At 70.5% G+C, this 14,638-nt stretch carries 9 protein-coding genes; 3 read left to right on the top strand and 6 right to left on the bottom strand.

What is annotated here, in order from left to right; translation table 11 throughout:
- The first annotated feature begins 158 nt into the window (after window positions 1–158).
- Window positions 159–863, top strand: a complete 705-nt coding sequence (locus AB0M22_RS12535) for a hypothetical protein (protein ID WP_364724610.1) — start codon at window positions 159–161, stop codon at window positions 861–863.
- A 58-nt stretch (window positions 864–921) separates the two neighbouring features.
- Here AB0M22_RS12535 and AB0M22_RS12530 read toward each other — a convergent pair whose 3' ends face one another.
- The 6 genes from AB0M22_RS12530 to AB0M22_RS12505 all read right to left on the bottom strand — a co-directional run bounded on the left by AB0M22_RS12530 (window position 922) and on the right by AB0M22_RS12505 (window position 10,332).
- Window positions 922–1,809 carry an NRDE family protein gene (locus AB0M22_RS12530; protein ID WP_364724608.1) on the bottom strand — a complete coding sequence of 296 codons (888 nt, stop codon included), beginning with the start codon at window positions 1,807–1,809 and terminating at the stop codon, window positions 922–924.
- Window positions 1,810–1,946: 137 nt separating this feature from the next.
- Window positions 1,947–3,272: a S1 family peptidase gene (locus AB0M22_RS12525; protein ID WP_150400119.1), complete on the bottom strand. Its 1,326-nt coding sequence runs from the start codon at window positions 3,270–3,272 to the stop codon at window positions 1,947–1,949.
- A 76-nt stretch (window positions 3,273–3,348) separates the two neighbouring features.
- Window positions 3,349–4,707: a S1 family peptidase gene (locus AB0M22_RS12520; protein ID WP_364724606.1), complete on the bottom strand. Its 1,359-nt coding sequence runs from the start codon at window positions 4,705–4,707 to the stop codon at window positions 3,349–3,351.
- A 166-nt stretch (window positions 4,708–4,873) separates the two neighbouring features.
- Window positions 4,874–5,971: a hypothetical protein gene (locus AB0M22_RS12515; protein ID WP_364724602.1), complete on the bottom strand. Its 1,098-nt coding sequence runs from the start codon at window positions 5,969–5,971 to the stop codon at window positions 4,874–4,876.
- A 46-nt stretch (window positions 5,972–6,017) separates the two neighbouring features.
- Window positions 6,018–8,624 carry a LuxR C-terminal-related transcriptional regulator gene (locus tag AB0M22_RS12510; protein ID WP_364724599.1) on the bottom strand — a complete coding sequence of 869 codons (2,607 nt, stop codon included), beginning with the start codon at window positions 8,622–8,624 and terminating at the stop codon, window positions 6,018–6,020.
- Window positions 8,617–10,332, bottom strand: a complete 1,716-nt coding sequence (locus tag AB0M22_RS12505) for an Hsp70 family protein (RefSeq protein ID WP_364724597.1) — start codon at window positions 10,330–10,332, stop codon at window positions 8,617–8,619. Before AB0M22_RS12505 ends, AB0M22_RS12510 begins: the two co-directional genes overlap by 8 nt.
- A gap of 293 nt (window positions 10,333–10,625) precedes the next feature.
- Here AB0M22_RS12505 and AB0M22_RS12500 point away from each other — a divergent pair, with 293 nt between their 5' ends.
- Together AB0M22_RS12500 and AB0M22_RS12495 are read left to right on the top strand one after the other, a co-directional pair.
- Window positions 10,626–12,698 carry an IniB N-terminal domain-containing protein gene (locus AB0M22_RS12500; RefSeq protein ID WP_364724594.1) on the top strand — a complete coding sequence of 691 codons (2,073 nt, stop codon included), beginning with the start codon at window positions 10,626–10,628 and terminating at the stop codon, window positions 12,696–12,698.
- A 55-nt stretch (window positions 12,699–12,753) separates the two neighbouring features.
- Complete coding sequence (locus tag AB0M22_RS12495; protein WP_364726870.1) at window positions 12,754–14,619, top strand: dynamin family protein; 1,866 nt, start codon at window positions 12,754–12,756, stop codon at window positions 14,617–14,619.
- Window positions 14,620–14,638 lie beyond the last annotated feature (19 nt).

Below are 14,638 nucleotides of genomic sequence, written 5' to 3'. Positions count from 1 at the left end.
TATGGCTCGCCGGTGGATTACGCTCACGACGTTCTGTCTGCTGTGCCTGTCTTCACACTGCTCGGGGAGGATCCGGGGCGACCGCCCGGATTTGATGAAGAGCGCTCTCGCGTGCGGGGATCGGCGGGCAGGCAACCTGATGATGGATTGGAAACTGAATGAACCTCCGCAGAACCACCGCGGGTGCCGCGTTGGTCATCGGCGCGATGACCATCGGCCTCGGGACCGCGCATGCCGAGCCTGTCGCGGCCCCGGCTGACCTCAACTACTCCGTCAAGCTGGTCGACAAGACGGTTGTCGCGTCGCTCAAGGGGGGAACCTTCTCGGTCACCGAGAAGGACGGCGCCACCGCCACTGATCCGAAGCTCTCCATCGCCAACGTGAAGGACGGCCAGGGCAACACCCTCGTCTCCTTCCCGCTCGAAGTCGATGTCGACGGCCGCCTGGTGCCGGTCAAGACCGAGGTGAAGAAGGACGGGACCGTCCTCGAGGTCACCCCGCAGAAGCCTGCGGACCTGGTGGTCACGGACAAGCCGGTCGTCGCCAAGCCGTCCGTCGCGCAGGACATCGCCTCGCCGATGGAGAACCAGCGCGCGCAGAACGAGTTCGCCAGCAACTTCGGCATCGCGACCGCGATCGGTGGCTTCGTCGGCACCGCGATCGGCGCGACCATCGGTTGCATCATCACGATCCCGGCGTTCTGCCTGCCCGGCCTGGTGGCCGGCGCCGGCATCGGCGGCATCCTGGGCACCATCGCGGTCGGTGGCCCGGCCCTGATCGCCGCGGGCCTCGAGCTGATGAACACCTTCCAGGCAGCGGATGGCACCACCAAGTGGGCCGACAAGCCGCTTCCGGCGAAGTAAGCACCAAACACACCGACGACTGGCCCGCTCTCCTCGGAGAGTCGGGCCAGTCGTCGTTTCAGGCCGGCAAATCCATGGTTCCGTCGAACGACACCGTGTTCTTTCGCCGCCCGAACCGCCCGAACGACCGCTCCGCCATCTCGAACGAGCCGTCCGCGCGCACCAACAGCACCGTGCTCACCCGGGTGCCGTGCGCGGCGTCCGCGATGAACCGGGAAGACAGCCTGCGCTCCATCAGTTTCGGCACCCCGGTGCTCGGCAATTCCGCGTCCGGGGCCTTGGTTCGATCCGCCAGCACCGCGAAATAACGCTCCACGTCACCCGGATCGGACTCGACTACCGCCCGCAGCTCGGTCAGACCGGTCCGTACTTTGGGCCAGATGGGCTGTGGGGCGGTTAAATCCGGGTTACCCGGGTTCACCCCTGCCGAACCGACGAACGTGCCGTTGGAGAGGCCGTGAAAGCCGGGAGCCAGCTCGCGCGGCGGTAGCGCACTGCGATTGGAATGCCACCACAGCGATTCCAGGTCGGACACCACCAGGTTGTAGCCGTTGTAGTCGTCCGGCGCGGCCGCGATGTCGAGCACGTACTTCTCCGGACCGGGGAAATCGATGCCGGGATGCCGATCCGAGGCGCCGCGCAGGAAATCCATCAGCAGCGCGCCGCGCGAACGGGCGTCACCGCGCTCGTCCTTCGGCGCACGCACATTGGTCACCGTCGCGAATCGGTTGCGCCCCTTGTCCTCTCGGCGCAGCCCGAGCCAGGTGCCCGGCGGGTCGCCTGCCGCCGTGTTCTTCGCCCCCAGATCGCGCCCGGCCAGCAGGCCGGGCGCCTCCGGCCACCAGCGCATGGATTCGGTCGGCCGGGCGTAGAACTCGTCGCGGTTGGCCGCGAGGATCAACCGATACTCCGGATGCGCCCGCCAGCCGATCAACACCAAACACATCAGATCAGAATGCCCGAACCGGGCCCGGCCCCGCACCGCATCGGCCGGGAGATGGGCCGCGCAAGGCCAGTGGAAACATTCCCGAGACAGCGAAAAGGCCGACCGCGCAACGCGGCCGGCCTGTTCGACTGGTGGAACTAGTTGGTGCGGATCTTCAGCCCCGGGTTGTCCGAGAGCACCACGCTCACCGGCTGCGCGAACAGCTGGGGCGCGTTGCCGGTCAGGGCACCGATCAGGTTGGGGATCTCGCAGATCGGGTAGTCGGCCACCGACGAGGCGCTGGAGATGCCCAGGGCGAGCCGGCCGGTCACGATCGGGCCGCCGCTGTCGCCGGGCAGCGCGCAGATATTGGCCGAGAAGGCCTGGGTGAGCTCACGCTCGCCGACCTGCACGGTCTGATCGACCGCGTTCACCACGCCACAGCTGAAGCCGGTCCGCGAACCGGACTTGCAGACCGGCGCGCCGACGACCGGAGTCGCGACGCCCTCGATGCGCACCGACGCGGCGCCGGGGACCCGTACCTCGTTGTTGCTGAACCGATCCCGCGCCTGGTCGGCGATCCGGACGACCGAGTAGTCCTGCGCGCCGAGCACCGACTTCTCGAACCGGCCGAGCTCGTTGCCGAGCCGGTCGCCGTTGAGCTCGTGGATCCGCGCTGCGTTGTCGTTGCCCGCGGACGGGATGTCCGGGTTGCAGTGGCCCGCAGTGACATTGACGATGTTGCCGTTGCGGTCGGTGCCGTTGAAGCCGAGCGAGCAGCGCAGCGACATGCGGCCGGCGACCGAGGCGTAACCGTCGCCGCCGGCGAGCACGCCGTTGGCGGCGCCGGCGATCTCGGTGGCCTGCAACGTGCCCTGCTCACCGGCGACCGGCGGGGCCATCACGATGACCCGGGCCGGGTCGATGAAGTTCGGCATCGGCAGGCCGGCCTTGTCGACCCGGACCGCGATGCTGTTGTTGACCGTATCGATCACCACGCCACGCACGAGGGCCGACACCGCCTCGGGCTGGCCGTCGAGCCAGCGCTGGAACGCGGTCTTCTCCCCGCGCAGCGCGGACTCGCTCTTGGCCACGTTGCGGACCTCGAAACCCGCTGACTCCGCGGCCTTGCGGGCCTCGTCGGCGCCGGGGCCCTGGGACAGCGCGACGACCGCCTTGCCGTTGTCGTCGAGCCACGAGCCGCCGAACACCGCGGGGAACTGCCGCTGCGCGTTGGTGGCGAAGGCGGCGACCTGCTGGGCCACGTCGGCGCGGTGCAGGTACTCCTCCGGGGAGATCTTCAGATCGCGGGCGAGCGCGGTCACCAGTTCGGCGGGCAGGCTCGGGGCCGGATCGGGTTGCGCTGTCGCTACTGCCGCTGTCGGTCCGAACAGCAGTATCGCCGCCGAAGCGGCGATCACTGATTTTCGGACCAGGGTCTGTCGCGCAGCTGATCGGAGAGGACCTATACGTGGCAGGAGCATGCCCAGACTATATGGGCTAGAGCGCGGGATGCCTACTTATAACGAGCGCTAATTTGCCGTCACTGTTCAGCGCGCCTTACCCGGCGTTAGGCCGGGTGCGTACCGCGATGCCGCTGCCGACTCCGCCGCCGGAGGACGCGTCGATATCGGCCAGGATCGGCCGGATCGGAATGCCCAGGCTCGCCGTGCCGCCGTACTGCGCCAGCGCGATGTTCGCCTCGTTGCAATCCGGCGCCTCGGCCGCGTTGGAACCGCTGGTGATGCCGAGCGCGAGGGTGCCGGACACGATCGCGCCGCCGCTGTCGCCACCGAGCGTGCAGGCCGAGCTGGCGAAGCCGCGCACGGTCTTGCTGACGCCCTCCGCGGTGTAGAGCTGGGTCTCGACCCGATCGGCCACCACGAAGCCACAGGTGAAGGTGGAGGACTGCCCCGACTTGCACACCGGCGCACCGGTGATCGGGTCGGCGGTGCCGGTGATAGCGATCGTGGTGCCGTTGGCGCCGCGCACCGTCGGCTGGTCCATGCCCGCGCGCACCGCGCGGTCGTTCAGCTTGATCACCGAGTAGTCCAGCGCGCTCTGGCCGCCCAGCTTCGCCTGGACGAACGAGCCGAGCTCCGGGCTGTTCGGGATGTCCTTGACGTTGGGGAAGTAGACGGTGGCGTCCTGGTTGCCCTTGTCGATGTTCGGATCGCAGTGGCCCGCACTGATATTCAGCGCGTTGCCGGCCGCGTCGACGCTGTTGAAGCCGAACGAGCAGACGTCGACGCCCTTGAGCGCGGCGTCGTGCAGCGAGATCGGGGCGCTGATGTAGGTGTCGCCGCCCATCGGCCTGCGCTCGATCGCGCCGCCGCTGCCGGGGGAGAGGATGACCTTGATGTTGGCGATCAGGGTCGGCAGGTTCAGCAGGTGGCCCGCGGGGGTGTTGGCGACGCTGAGCACCAGCTGGCTGTTGAGGAAGTCGATGGCGACGGAGTTGATCGCGGTGGAGATCTCCTTGGGCAGGCTGGTGATCCACTGATTCAGTTGCATCAGCGAGCCTTCCAGGCCGTCCGCGGACACCGGGGCGAGCCGGGTCTGGTAGCCGTCGGACGCGGCGATCTTGGCGGCGTCGAGCGAGGTGACCGCGACGACGGGCTTGCCGTCGGTGCCGATCCACGCGCCGGCGAAGGAATCCGGGCGCTCCGAACGGAAGTCGCGGGCGTAGTCGCGCAGTTGCTGGGCGCGGGCCGCACGGTCCAGGTATTCCGTCGGGGTCATCTTCAGATCACGCGCGATCGCCTGCACCAGTTCCTGGGGCAGGGCGTCGGCATTCAACTGGATGGGTGTCGCCGGTGCCGCCGCGGCGGTGGTCGTGCAGAGCAAGGGTGCGAGGAAAACGGTCGAAGCGAGGGCGACAGCTTTGACCGTGGCGCGGCGCGCCACCAACTTGCGCATGAAATCCCTTCGTTGGCACGCACGTGCCAGCTCAATCCGCGGCAACGGGCCTGGAATCCGTTGGCTCACAGTCGTCCTCCAGCAACAGACCGGGCGCCTGCAATTCATCCGACAACACCGGTCAGCGCATCACTTTAGGGCACAAACCGGGGAAGGTCTCTACTAATCACCGACTGCCCGGTATCTGCAGGCCGGGGATCGTCGGAATCTGCGGCAGGGGGTTGTACGGCGTCGTGGTGGTGGGCCGGGGACGCGTGGTGCTCGGCGGCGTCGTCGGCGGTTCGGTGGTCGGTGGTGGCGGCGGGGGCGGCTCGGTGGTCGGCGGGGGCGGCGGCGGTGTCGTGGTTTCCGGCGCCTCGATCGTCGTCGGCGTCAACGGAACCGTCGGGAAGTTGATCGGCGGGGCGGCCGGCGTCGGGCTCACCGTGACCTGATCGGACTTGGCGTCGCGCATCGGCGGCACCGGCGTCTGGCCGTCGTCGCGGAACAGCACGGCCACCGCGAAACCGCCGAGCACGAGTCCGATCAACGCCGCGGCGCCGATCAGCAGCGGGAGCTGTTTGCGGTCCTTGGCCGGTTCGGCCTTCCGCGCGGGCGCTGCCGGAACCTCGGTCGCTTCCGTCGGCACCGGCTCGGCCATCGGGATGGCCGCCGAATACGCCTGCGGTGTCGGTTCGGACGCGGGCACGGCCGGGATGATGACCGTGTCCACCGTCGAGTTCTCGGCGTGGGTCGGGTCCGGCGGGGTGCTGCCCGCTGGCGTGGAGAGCACCGCGGCCAGGGCCGCGCGAGCGGCGTCGTAGGCGAACGTGCTGCCCGGTTCGCCGGTCTCGGCGCTCGGCAGGTCGGCCTCGCTGACCAGCAGCACCGACCGCAGACCCAGGTAGTCCAACGCGTCGCGCAGGGCCTGGATGTATTCGCGCGGCCAGTCACCGGGGTGGGTCGCGTAGAACTCGGCCGGGCCGTTGAGGTGGTCCGCGGTCAGGTTGATCAGGCAGAACAGCGCCGTCGCGACCAGGTCTTCGGCCCGGTAGGCCTCGCCGTCGTCGACCGAGATGCCCGCCGGATCGCCGACCGCCAGCGCGAAGCCGGTGATGGCATGGGCGTTCTCGTCCGGTGGTGGTCCGCCGAGCGTGGCGTCACCGTCGTCGGACATGTAGAGCAGCGACTCGCGGACGATGAACAACGGTTCTTCGTCGCCGTCGGTGACGATCGCCGCCGTGCACTCGTCCTCGGCGATGCGTAGGCCCACCCCTGTGGCCATCCTCAGTACCTCGCTTCGGCTTCCCGGCGTACGAATCCGCACTCTGTCACACCAGCAGAGAGCCGTGTCCCATGGCGCGGAGCATCGACAATAACTCCGATCGGGACCGTGCACCGATCCGCCGCCGAATACGGGCGACATGATGCTCCACCGTCTTGGCGGAAATGTACAGGCGAGCGCCGATCTCCCGGTACGTCAGCCCGAGCAGCACCAGTTCGGCGACTTCGCGCTCGCGTTCGCTGAGGATCGCCGTCGGCTCGCCGACCGCCGGGTCGGGGGCCGGGCGCGCGCCCGGCTGCGGCGACGCCGTGGCCGGCGGCAGGATCGGGTCCTGCGGTTTGGCGTCGGCGCGGACCGTGCGGGCCAGCTTGAGCAGCGCGGTCGCGGTCGCCGAGTCGGCCGCGGCGAGGGCGGCCTCGCTGGCCAGCCGGGCGGCGTCCCAGGTCATGCCGATCTCGCTCAGGCCGGCCACGGCCGCTTCGACCGGCGCGGCCGATACCTCGCCGCGCAGCACGAGCACCCAGGTGCGGCCCGCGTCGGCGAGCACGGCGGCGTGCCGATCGCCCGCCTCGGCCGCGGCCTTGAGCGGACGGGCGTGCGGGAGCAGTTCCTGCGGGCTCTCGTGCAGGATCGCGGCCTGCACGCCGTACCAGTGGAAGGCGTTTGCCCAGGCGGGCGGTTCGTTCAACCGGCGCAGCATGGCCTGTGCCGCCTCGACCAGCGGCGCGATCCGGCCCTCGTCCCGCAATCGAATTCCGGCCAGCCACAATTCGCCGATCGGGAGCAGCGCGAGCAGGTCGGCTTCGACGTCGTCGAACATCAGATAGGCCGCCTGCCAGGCCCGGGACAGTGCGGCGTGATCGCCGGTGCGCCTGGCCAAGCCGACCGCGACACCGTGTGCGAGCAGGCGGTCGCGGACGTCGAGCGAGTCGTGATCGAGTGCGGCAACCGTTGCGGCGGCGGCCCGTTCGTCGCCGCCGAGCATGGCCGACCAGGCCGCGAGCACCTGGAGTTGATGGCAGCGCAGGCCGCTGGCGGTGGCGCGGCGCAGCGCGTCGCCGGCGCGGCGGGGTTCGCCGGTGCCGAGGCAGAGCAGGGTAGCGATGGACACCGCGGTGCAGGGGAGGAAGCGGTCGACGCCGGAGTCGGCGTGTGCGGCCTGCACGAGCGCGGAGACCGACGTTGCCGTGCCGTTCGTGGACAACGTTGGCGTGCTGCGGTTTCCGTGCGTGGCGTCGCGGCCGTTGAGCGAACCGGCCAGGGCGGTGGCGATCAGGCGGGCATGGGCGTTGGCCTCGGTGGGTGGCCATTGCGTTGCCGATTCGGACATCTCCGCGGCGCCGGACATGTCGCCGGCCAGCGAGAGGACCGTCGCGCCGATGGCCCAATCCGCGCCGACGCGCTGCGCGCCGAGCCACGAATACAGTTGGGCCGCACGGGCAACCAGGCCACGCCGGGTCAGAGCCGCCGCGCAGATCCGCACCGCGTCGGCGAGTTCCGCGCTGGAGACACCCGAGCGGGCCAGGACCGGCTCGGCCAGGCGCATGGCGGTCTCGCCGTCGCCGTTGCGCCCGGCCGCCTCGGCCCAGCGCAGTGCGATGAGATCGGGGTCGGCACCGGTCGCCGCGGCGGCCGCGTAGTAGCGCACCGCCTCGCGGCCCGCCTTTTCCGCTGCGGCGGAGAGGAATTCGGCCAGTCGCTGGTCGCGAACGCCGGATTCGGCGAGGAGCAGCGCGGTGTGGTCGCGCAGCAGGCCCGCGTCCAGTCGCGCGCCGAGCAGTTTGCGCTGGACCGCGACGAACCGGCGGTCGCCGAGCAGCGTGCGCAGCGGCCCGACGGCCGGCGTGAGCAGCAGGTCGGCATCGGTGACCAGAGCGCTCGCTCTGGCCCGATCGATGAGGTGCTGTGCGGCAACGGGTTCCACGCCGAGCACCTCGGTGAGTTCGCTGGCGTCCAGGCCCGCGCCGGTAGTAGCGACGACCAGGGTTTCCAGCAGGTCCGGTGCGAGGTTGTCCAGCAGCGAGCGGGCCCAGGCGGCGACGGCCGTGTCGACCGCGCCGATGCCCGCGTCGAGCCGGGCCGAGCATGCGGCGGTCAGCGCGGCGACCACGCCGCCGCGGATGCCGTCGGTCTGCCGGTGGATGTGCTGGGACACCTGGCGCGGCACCATCATGCCGAGCTCCCTGGCGAACGGGGCGATGTCGGCCACGCCGAGGGCGCGCAGCTCGACCACCCGGCCGCGCCGGGCGACCGTGTCGGCCAGGGCGCGCAGCCGGTGGTCGTGCGGGCGCGGCTGGGCCGCGATCACGACCGTGCGCTGCCCGGATTCGACGGTGGCGCAGAGGTATTCGATCTCGGCCTGGTTCAGCGTGTGGGCGTTGTCGACGATCAGCGCGGGGAGTTCGGTGGTCGGCGCGACGCGGGTGCCGAATCCGTTGGCCCCGGTGCCGGTGTGCGCGGTCTCCACGGCCAGCGCGTCCTGGAGCGGGATGCCGCGCGTGCGCAGGCGATTGCGAATCTCGTTGAGCAGGGTGGATTTACCGGTCTGCGAGCGGCCACGGATCAGGTAGACGACCGGTTCCTGGTCGGCGGACTCGAGTTCCCGAAGGATCTCGCGCGCCGACGGCAGGGTGTCGAACGCGATGTCAGCCACCGTTTCCTCCGAGGATCTGGCCGGGCGCGCGCAGCACGGTGCCGACGGTGTTGCCGACGGTGTCGATCGGGTCCTTCAGGACGCCGGTCGGCAGGCTCGGGGCCTGCGGCGGCGTCGGTGGTGCGGGGTAGTTACCCGGCCCCGGTGCAGGCGCGGGAGACGGCCCGGGTGCGGGGGAGGGTTGCGGGGCCGGTTGCGGCGCACCGGGTTCCGCGGGCGGCGCGGCGGGCTGGTCGCCGACGGGCTGGCTGTTCACCACGGCCACCGTCGTCGCGGCCGGGGAACCGGGTTGGCCCGCTTCGGTTTTCGGGCGTCCAGCGGCCGAGGTGGTCGGGTCGGTCGCGGCGGCAGGCAGATTGGGGTCGCCGGCCTGCCCGCCGGTGGTCGCGGCGATCTCCGCCGCGCGCGCCGGGGACGAGTGTTCGGTCGAGGACGGATTCGGGCCGGACTGGGCGCCGGTGCCGATCGCCACGGTGCCGGTGGCCAGCAACCCGATGACGACCGCGGCCCCCGCGACGATGGCGGCGCGCTGCCTGCCGCTGAACCGCGGCTTGCGCGCGGTGTCACCGCTGGGCAGCGCCGAGATCGCCACCGAGGGAAGCTCTTTGGTCGCCGGCTCGATCGGCGTCGGCGGGGCGACCGGTGTCCGGACGGAGGCCAGATCCGCCGCCAGCACGGCGGCGCCGCGGGCGCTGGTATTGGCCGGATCGGGGGCCGCGACGACCGGAAGACCGAATTCGGTCGAGATCAGCTCGGCGACCAACGGGATCGCGCCGCCGCCACCGGTGAGCAGCACCCGGCCGATATCGCCGATGTCGAGCCCGGCCCGGTGCACGGCGTCGCGGATCAGCTCGATCGAGGTCAGCAGCGGCCCGCGCAGCAGGTCTTCCAGTTCGCCGCGGACCAGCCGGACATTGCCGCCGTGCGGGTCGGCCGGATTCAACCGCACCGGGACGACCGTGGCCGTATTTATCGACAGCTCTTCTTTAGCGGTTCGGCACTGCTCGCGCAATGCCGCCAATTTCCGCTCGACAACCGGGTCGAACGGATCGAAATCATTTGCCAGCACGGCGTTTGCCAGCACGTAGCGCATGGTCAGTAGATCGAATTCGGCGCCGGCGATGTCCGTGGTCCGCAGCGGTGTGCCGAGCACGCCCGCGTGATCGCCGGTGCGCACCACCGAGACGGTGAGGCCGGTGGCGCCGAGGTCGTAGACGATCACCGCGCCGTCGCCGAGCGGGCCGTGCGCGGATTCGAGCCAGCGGACCGCGGCGGTCGGTTCGGGCACCAGGGTCACCTCGCGCAGACCTTCGCGATCGAGCGCGGCGCGCTGGATGTCGACGGTGTGCCGGGACCACCATGCCGGGTGGCAGGCGACCGTCGAACCGGAAACCCTGGCCTGCGTACCGCTCTCGTCCATCAGGCAGGCGATGGCGGCGGAAACGAGGTCGGCGGCGGAATGCGCGGTGCCGTCCTCGGCGAGCATGGGTACCGGATCGCCGACCCGGGCCAGGAAACCCTCCAGCTGCACGTCGCTGGAATGCCGTCCGCCGGCCTGGACGGTGGCGCCGAGGGCGGGCGGCGCGTCGGCCGCGAGCCGCAGCACGCTGGGATGCGTGACCACGTCGTCGCCGCCGTTCCCCGCTGCCGCCACGGCGACCGAATTCGACGACCCGACAGTGATGCCGAGCGCCAGACGCTCTGTCATTCGAGAACCCCGTTCGAAAACTCTGTGGTCCGATGTCGCTGCTGTGTAGTCCGAGTGCGGAAGGCGGTAGGAGCACGCCGACGCACTCGTTGTTTCGGTTGCTGGCCGTCCGCCGTTACCGCCGCTGGGGAACTTCCGGGGAAATTCCCCTAATGCGCCGGATGCCCCTAAGGGCGGGATCGGGTGAGTTGTGGGGGTCGGCCCCGTTACGCGTAACGAGTGGCGCCCCTAGCGTGAAATGCATTCCAACGATGCGGATCGCGGAGGTCCGCCGGCTCTCAGGAGATTTTCTGATGACACCCAACGCGATTCTCGAGTTCATCCTCAACCTGCTGCGCGATCACGAGGCGGCGGTCGGCTACTGCGCGAATCCGACGCAGGCGCTGGTGGCGGCGGGTTTGCCCGCGGTCACGCCGGAGGACATCGCGGCCGTCGCCCCGATGGTCGCCGAGTCCGCGCTGGTCGCCGGCGGTTCGCAGCTGTCGGCGATCGTCGCGGCCGGGGCGCAGACCGGTGCCGCCGCCGTACTCGGTGCGGCGGGGACCGTCGGCGCTGCCGCCGCCGCCGACGCCGGGCTGAATATCGGTGCTGACCTGGGGATCGACCTCGGTGGGCAGGTCGGGACGGGGATCGACCTCAATGCGGGGTTGAACACCGCGATCGACACCGGGCTTCAGGTCGGCGCGGATCTCGGTGCGGGGCTTTCCGCCGGGCTCGGGACGGTGGCCGACATCGGCGCGAACCTGTCCGCGGCGGTCGGTGGGGCGCTCGGTCTGGCGGGGCAGGCAGTGACCGGCATCGGTGCCGATGTGCAGGGTGCTGTGGATGCCGGGCTGCAGGTCGGGACCGGGCTCGAGACGAGTATCGGCGGCACGGTGGGGCAGGCCGCGGCCGGTATTTCTACCGGGCTCGATGCCGCGCTCGGCGCGGGCACGCAGGTCGGCGCTGATCTCTACACCGGGCTGGAAGGCGCATTGCACGCGGTGACCGGGGTGACGACCGGCCTCGATGCGGCCGTCGGCGCGGGTGCCGATCTCGGTGCCGGTTTGAATGCCGGTCTGAACGCTACCGGGGCTCAGTTGGCCGGTGGCTTGTCCACGGGGTTGGGCCTCGACGCGGCGGCGAACCTGGGCACGGGCCTGTCCGCCGGTCTCGGCGGTGCGCTGGACGCGACCGGCCAAGCCGCGGCCGGGTTGTCGACCGGTCTCGGCGGAGTCGCGCAGGGCGCGGCCGATCTGAATGCCGGCCTCGCCACGGGTCTCGGCGGTGGATTGTCCACAACCGTTGGTGGCGTGGCGAATTCGGCGGCAGGCCTGGAAGCGGGACTCGGCGCGGCCACCGATATCGGTGGCGGGTTGTCCTCGACGCTGGATGGTGCGGTGAAGACCGGTGTGCAGGTCGGGTCGGGTCTGGAGACCGGGCTGTCGGGTACCGCGGGTGCGGTCCTCGGTGCGGGCGCACAGGTGGGCGCCGATCTCGGCACCGGGTTCGCTTCGAGCGTGGATAGTTCGATCAACGCTGGGGCACAGGCGGGTTCGGGCTTGGAGACCGGGTTGTCCACCGGTCTCGGCGGTGCCCTCGATGCGGGTGCACATGTCGGTGACGCAGTCGATGCGGGTACGCATGCGGTGACCGGCTTGGAGTCGGGCCTGTCCACGGGTATCGGGGCTGCGGCTGACGCTGGTGCCGGGCTCGGTGGTGGGCTTTCCGCCGGACTCGACGGTGCGGCCGGTGTCGGTGCGCAGGTCGGGACGGGTCTGGAGACCGGGCTCGGCGGCGGGCTCGATGTGGGTGGCCACGCGGCCACCGGCCTGGAGACCGGGTTGTCGACAGGGATCGGTTCGGCTGCGGGCCTCGGTGGCGATCTGTCCACAGGCATCGACGGGGCGGTGGATGCCGGTGCGGGCCTGGGTGGTTCGCTCGGCGGCATCACCCATGGCGCTGTCGATACCGGTGCTGGTCTCGGCGGTTCGGTCGGTGGGGCCACCCATGGTGCTGTCGATACCGGTGCGGGACTTGGCGGCTCGCTGGGCGGGACGACTCATGGCGCGGTCGATACCGGCGCGACCCTCGGTGGTTCGATCGATGGCACGACGCATGGGGCAGTGGATACCGCTGCGGGACTTGGTGGTTCGGTGGGCGGCACGACGCACGGTGCGGTGGATACCGGTGCCGGGCTGAGCGGGGATGTCGGGTCGACCGCGAATGCCTGGTCGTCGCTGGACGTTTCGAGCGCGTTCGGATCGGGGCTGGACAGCACCGGCGGCGCGCACGGCGACACGGGCTTGTTCGGCGATACCCACGCGGGCGCGGATCTGACCGGCAGCGCCGGCGCGGATCTCACCGGCGACGCGATGCTGCACTGATCGCGACGCCGCCGCACTGACAATGCCCGTTCCACTGGAAGAGGTCGACACCGCGATGGGGACGCCCGCATCGAACGCCACACCACCGGCGGTACCACTGCTGTCGGTACTCGGCGAAACCATCGCGGCGGCGCGCGCCGCGGGCCGCAACGATCTGGTCGGCCGGCTCGAGGTGGCCGCCGATCGGGTGCGGGACCCGCGGCGGCGCATTGTCATTGCGGGGCAACTGGATCAGGGCAAGAGCCGGTTCATCAACGCGCTGCTGAATCTGGAGATCTGCCCGGTGGGCGACGACGTGACCACCACGGTCACCATGCTGCTCGCGTACGGTCCCGAGCCGAAGGCGGAACTGGTGCTGACCGCGCCCGGCGGTGATCAGGGCGGCCCGGAGGCGCGAGTTCCGGTGCCGATCACCGAGATCGGCTCGATCACCGCGCGTTCCCCGCTGGCGCAGGGGCGGCGGATCCTGCGGCTGGAAATCCAGGTGCCGAACGCCTTGCTGGCCGACGGCATCGTGCTGGTCGACACACCGGGCGTCGGCGGACACGGAAGTTCCCACGCGGCAAGCGTGCTGAACATGGTGCCCGCGGCGGACGCGGTGCTGGTGCTCTCCGACGCGTCGACCGAACTCACCGATCCGGAGCTCGCGTTCCTGCGCCAGGTGCGCGAATTGTGCCCCACCGTCGCGCTGCTCATCACCAAGACCGACCTGTACCCGCATTGGCGTCAGGTGTTCGAGGCCGATCAGCGCCACTTGGACAAGGCGGGCATGGACGTGCCGATGATCGCGGTCTCCGCGTTGCTGCGCAGTCATGCGTTGCGTCTGCAAGACCAGCAACTCGGCCTCGAATCGGGCTTCGGCCTGCTCTACCAATTCCTGCGCGATCAGGTGGTTGCCCGCGATCAGCTCGCCACGCGCGGCGCGGTAGCGCGTGACATCCGTTCCGTCGCAGAACATTTGGCGCTCGCGCTGGGCAGCGAGCTGGTCGCGGTGCGCGACCCGGCCCGTGGCGCGGCCGCGGTGCGCGAACTCCAGACCGCGCGAACCTCGGCCGAGGAACTGCATCGCCGCACCGCCGCCTGGCAGCAGACCCTCGCCGACGGCATCACCGACCTGGCCGGCGACGTCGACCACGATCTGCGAGATCGGTTGCGCGGCATCGCCAGAACCACCGAGGAGTGGATCGACGAGCACGATCCGGGCCGCCACTGGGACAGCATCGCCGAGTACCTCACCGGCACCATCGACACCGCGATCGGCGACAACCTGCTGTGGACCCATTCGCGCGCACTGCAACTCGCGCAGCGGGTCGCCGAACATTTCAGCGAGGTCGGCGCCGCCGACCTGCCGGACGTGCGGTCGGACGCGGCGGTCGAGGGCAGTCATGTCGGCGCGGGCACCCTGGCCGACCTGGAACCCGACATCGGCTTCGGCAGCAAGCTGCTCGTCGGCATGCGCGGCTCCTACGGCGGCGTGCTGATGGTCGGCCTGGCCAGCACCTTCGCCGGTCTCGCGCTGCTCAATCCGATCTCGCTCGGCGCCGGACTCGTGGTGGGCGGCAAGGCTTTCCGGGACGACAAGCAGGCCAGGCTGGCGCGGCGGCGCAACGAGGCGAAGGTTGCTGTCCGGCGGTTCGTCGACGATGTGGCGTTCCAGACCGGCAAGGAATCCAAGGACCGGCTGCATCGCATCCATCGGGCGCTGCGCGATCACTATGCCGGGGTGGCCGAGCGGAGCCTGCGCTCGATCGATGATTCGCTGCGGGCCGCGCAGGAGGCCGCGACCATGGCCAACGCGCGCCGGGCCGAGCGCGGCACGGTGCTGGAGCGGCAGCTGCACGTGGTTGCTGAGCTGGGGCGATATGCCGAAGCCATGCAGGCCGCGCTGCCGAGCGGGCCCGCCGGTACGGTTGCCCCGTGAATCGAGAGGTCGGCGCGGC

This window comes from Nocardia sp. NPDC051756, assembly GCF_040681495.1.
Classification (GTDB): domain Bacteria; phylum Actinomycetota; class Actinomycetes; order Mycobacteriales; family Mycobacteriaceae; genus Nocardia.
The sequence above is the reverse complement of the archived record's forward strand: the minus strand, read 5'-3'. Positions and strand labels throughout refer to the sequence as shown.

What these genes read in the sequence shown, in the direction of transcription:
- AB0M22_RS12500 (WP_364724594.1), top strand. Translation starts at nt 10,626, where the DNA reads ATGACACCCAACGCGATTCTCGAGTTCATCCTCAACCTGCTGCGCGAT.
- AB0M22_RS12515 (WP_364724602.1), bottom strand. Translation starts at nt 5,971, where the DNA reads ATGGCCACAGGGGTGGGCCTACGCATCGCCGAGGACGAGTGCACGGCG.
- AB0M22_RS12505 (WP_364724597.1), bottom strand. Translation starts at nt 10,332, where the DNA reads ATGACAGAGCGTCTGGCGCTCGGCATCACTGTCGGGTCGTCGAATTCG.
- AB0M22_RS12535 (WP_364724610.1), top strand. Translation starts at nt 159, where the DNA reads ATGAACCTCCGCAGAACCACCGCGGGTGCCGCGTTGGTCATCGGCGCG.
- AB0M22_RS12530 (WP_364724608.1), bottom strand. Translation starts at nt 1,809, where the DNA reads ATGTGTTTGGTGTTGATCGGCTGGCGGGCGCATCCGGAGTATCGGTTG.
- AB0M22_RS12525 (WP_150400119.1), bottom strand. Translation starts at nt 3,272, where the DNA reads ATGCTCCTGCCACGTATAGGTCCTCTCCGATCAGCTGCGCGACAGACC.
- AB0M22_RS12495 (WP_364726870.1), top strand. Translation starts at nt 12,754, where the DNA reads ATGGGGACGCCCGCATCGAACGCCACACCACCGGCGGTACCACTGCTG.
- AB0M22_RS12520 (WP_364724606.1), bottom strand. Translation starts at nt 4,707, where the DNA reads ATGCGCAAGTTGGTGGCGCGCCGCGCCACGGTCAAAGCTGTCGCCCTC.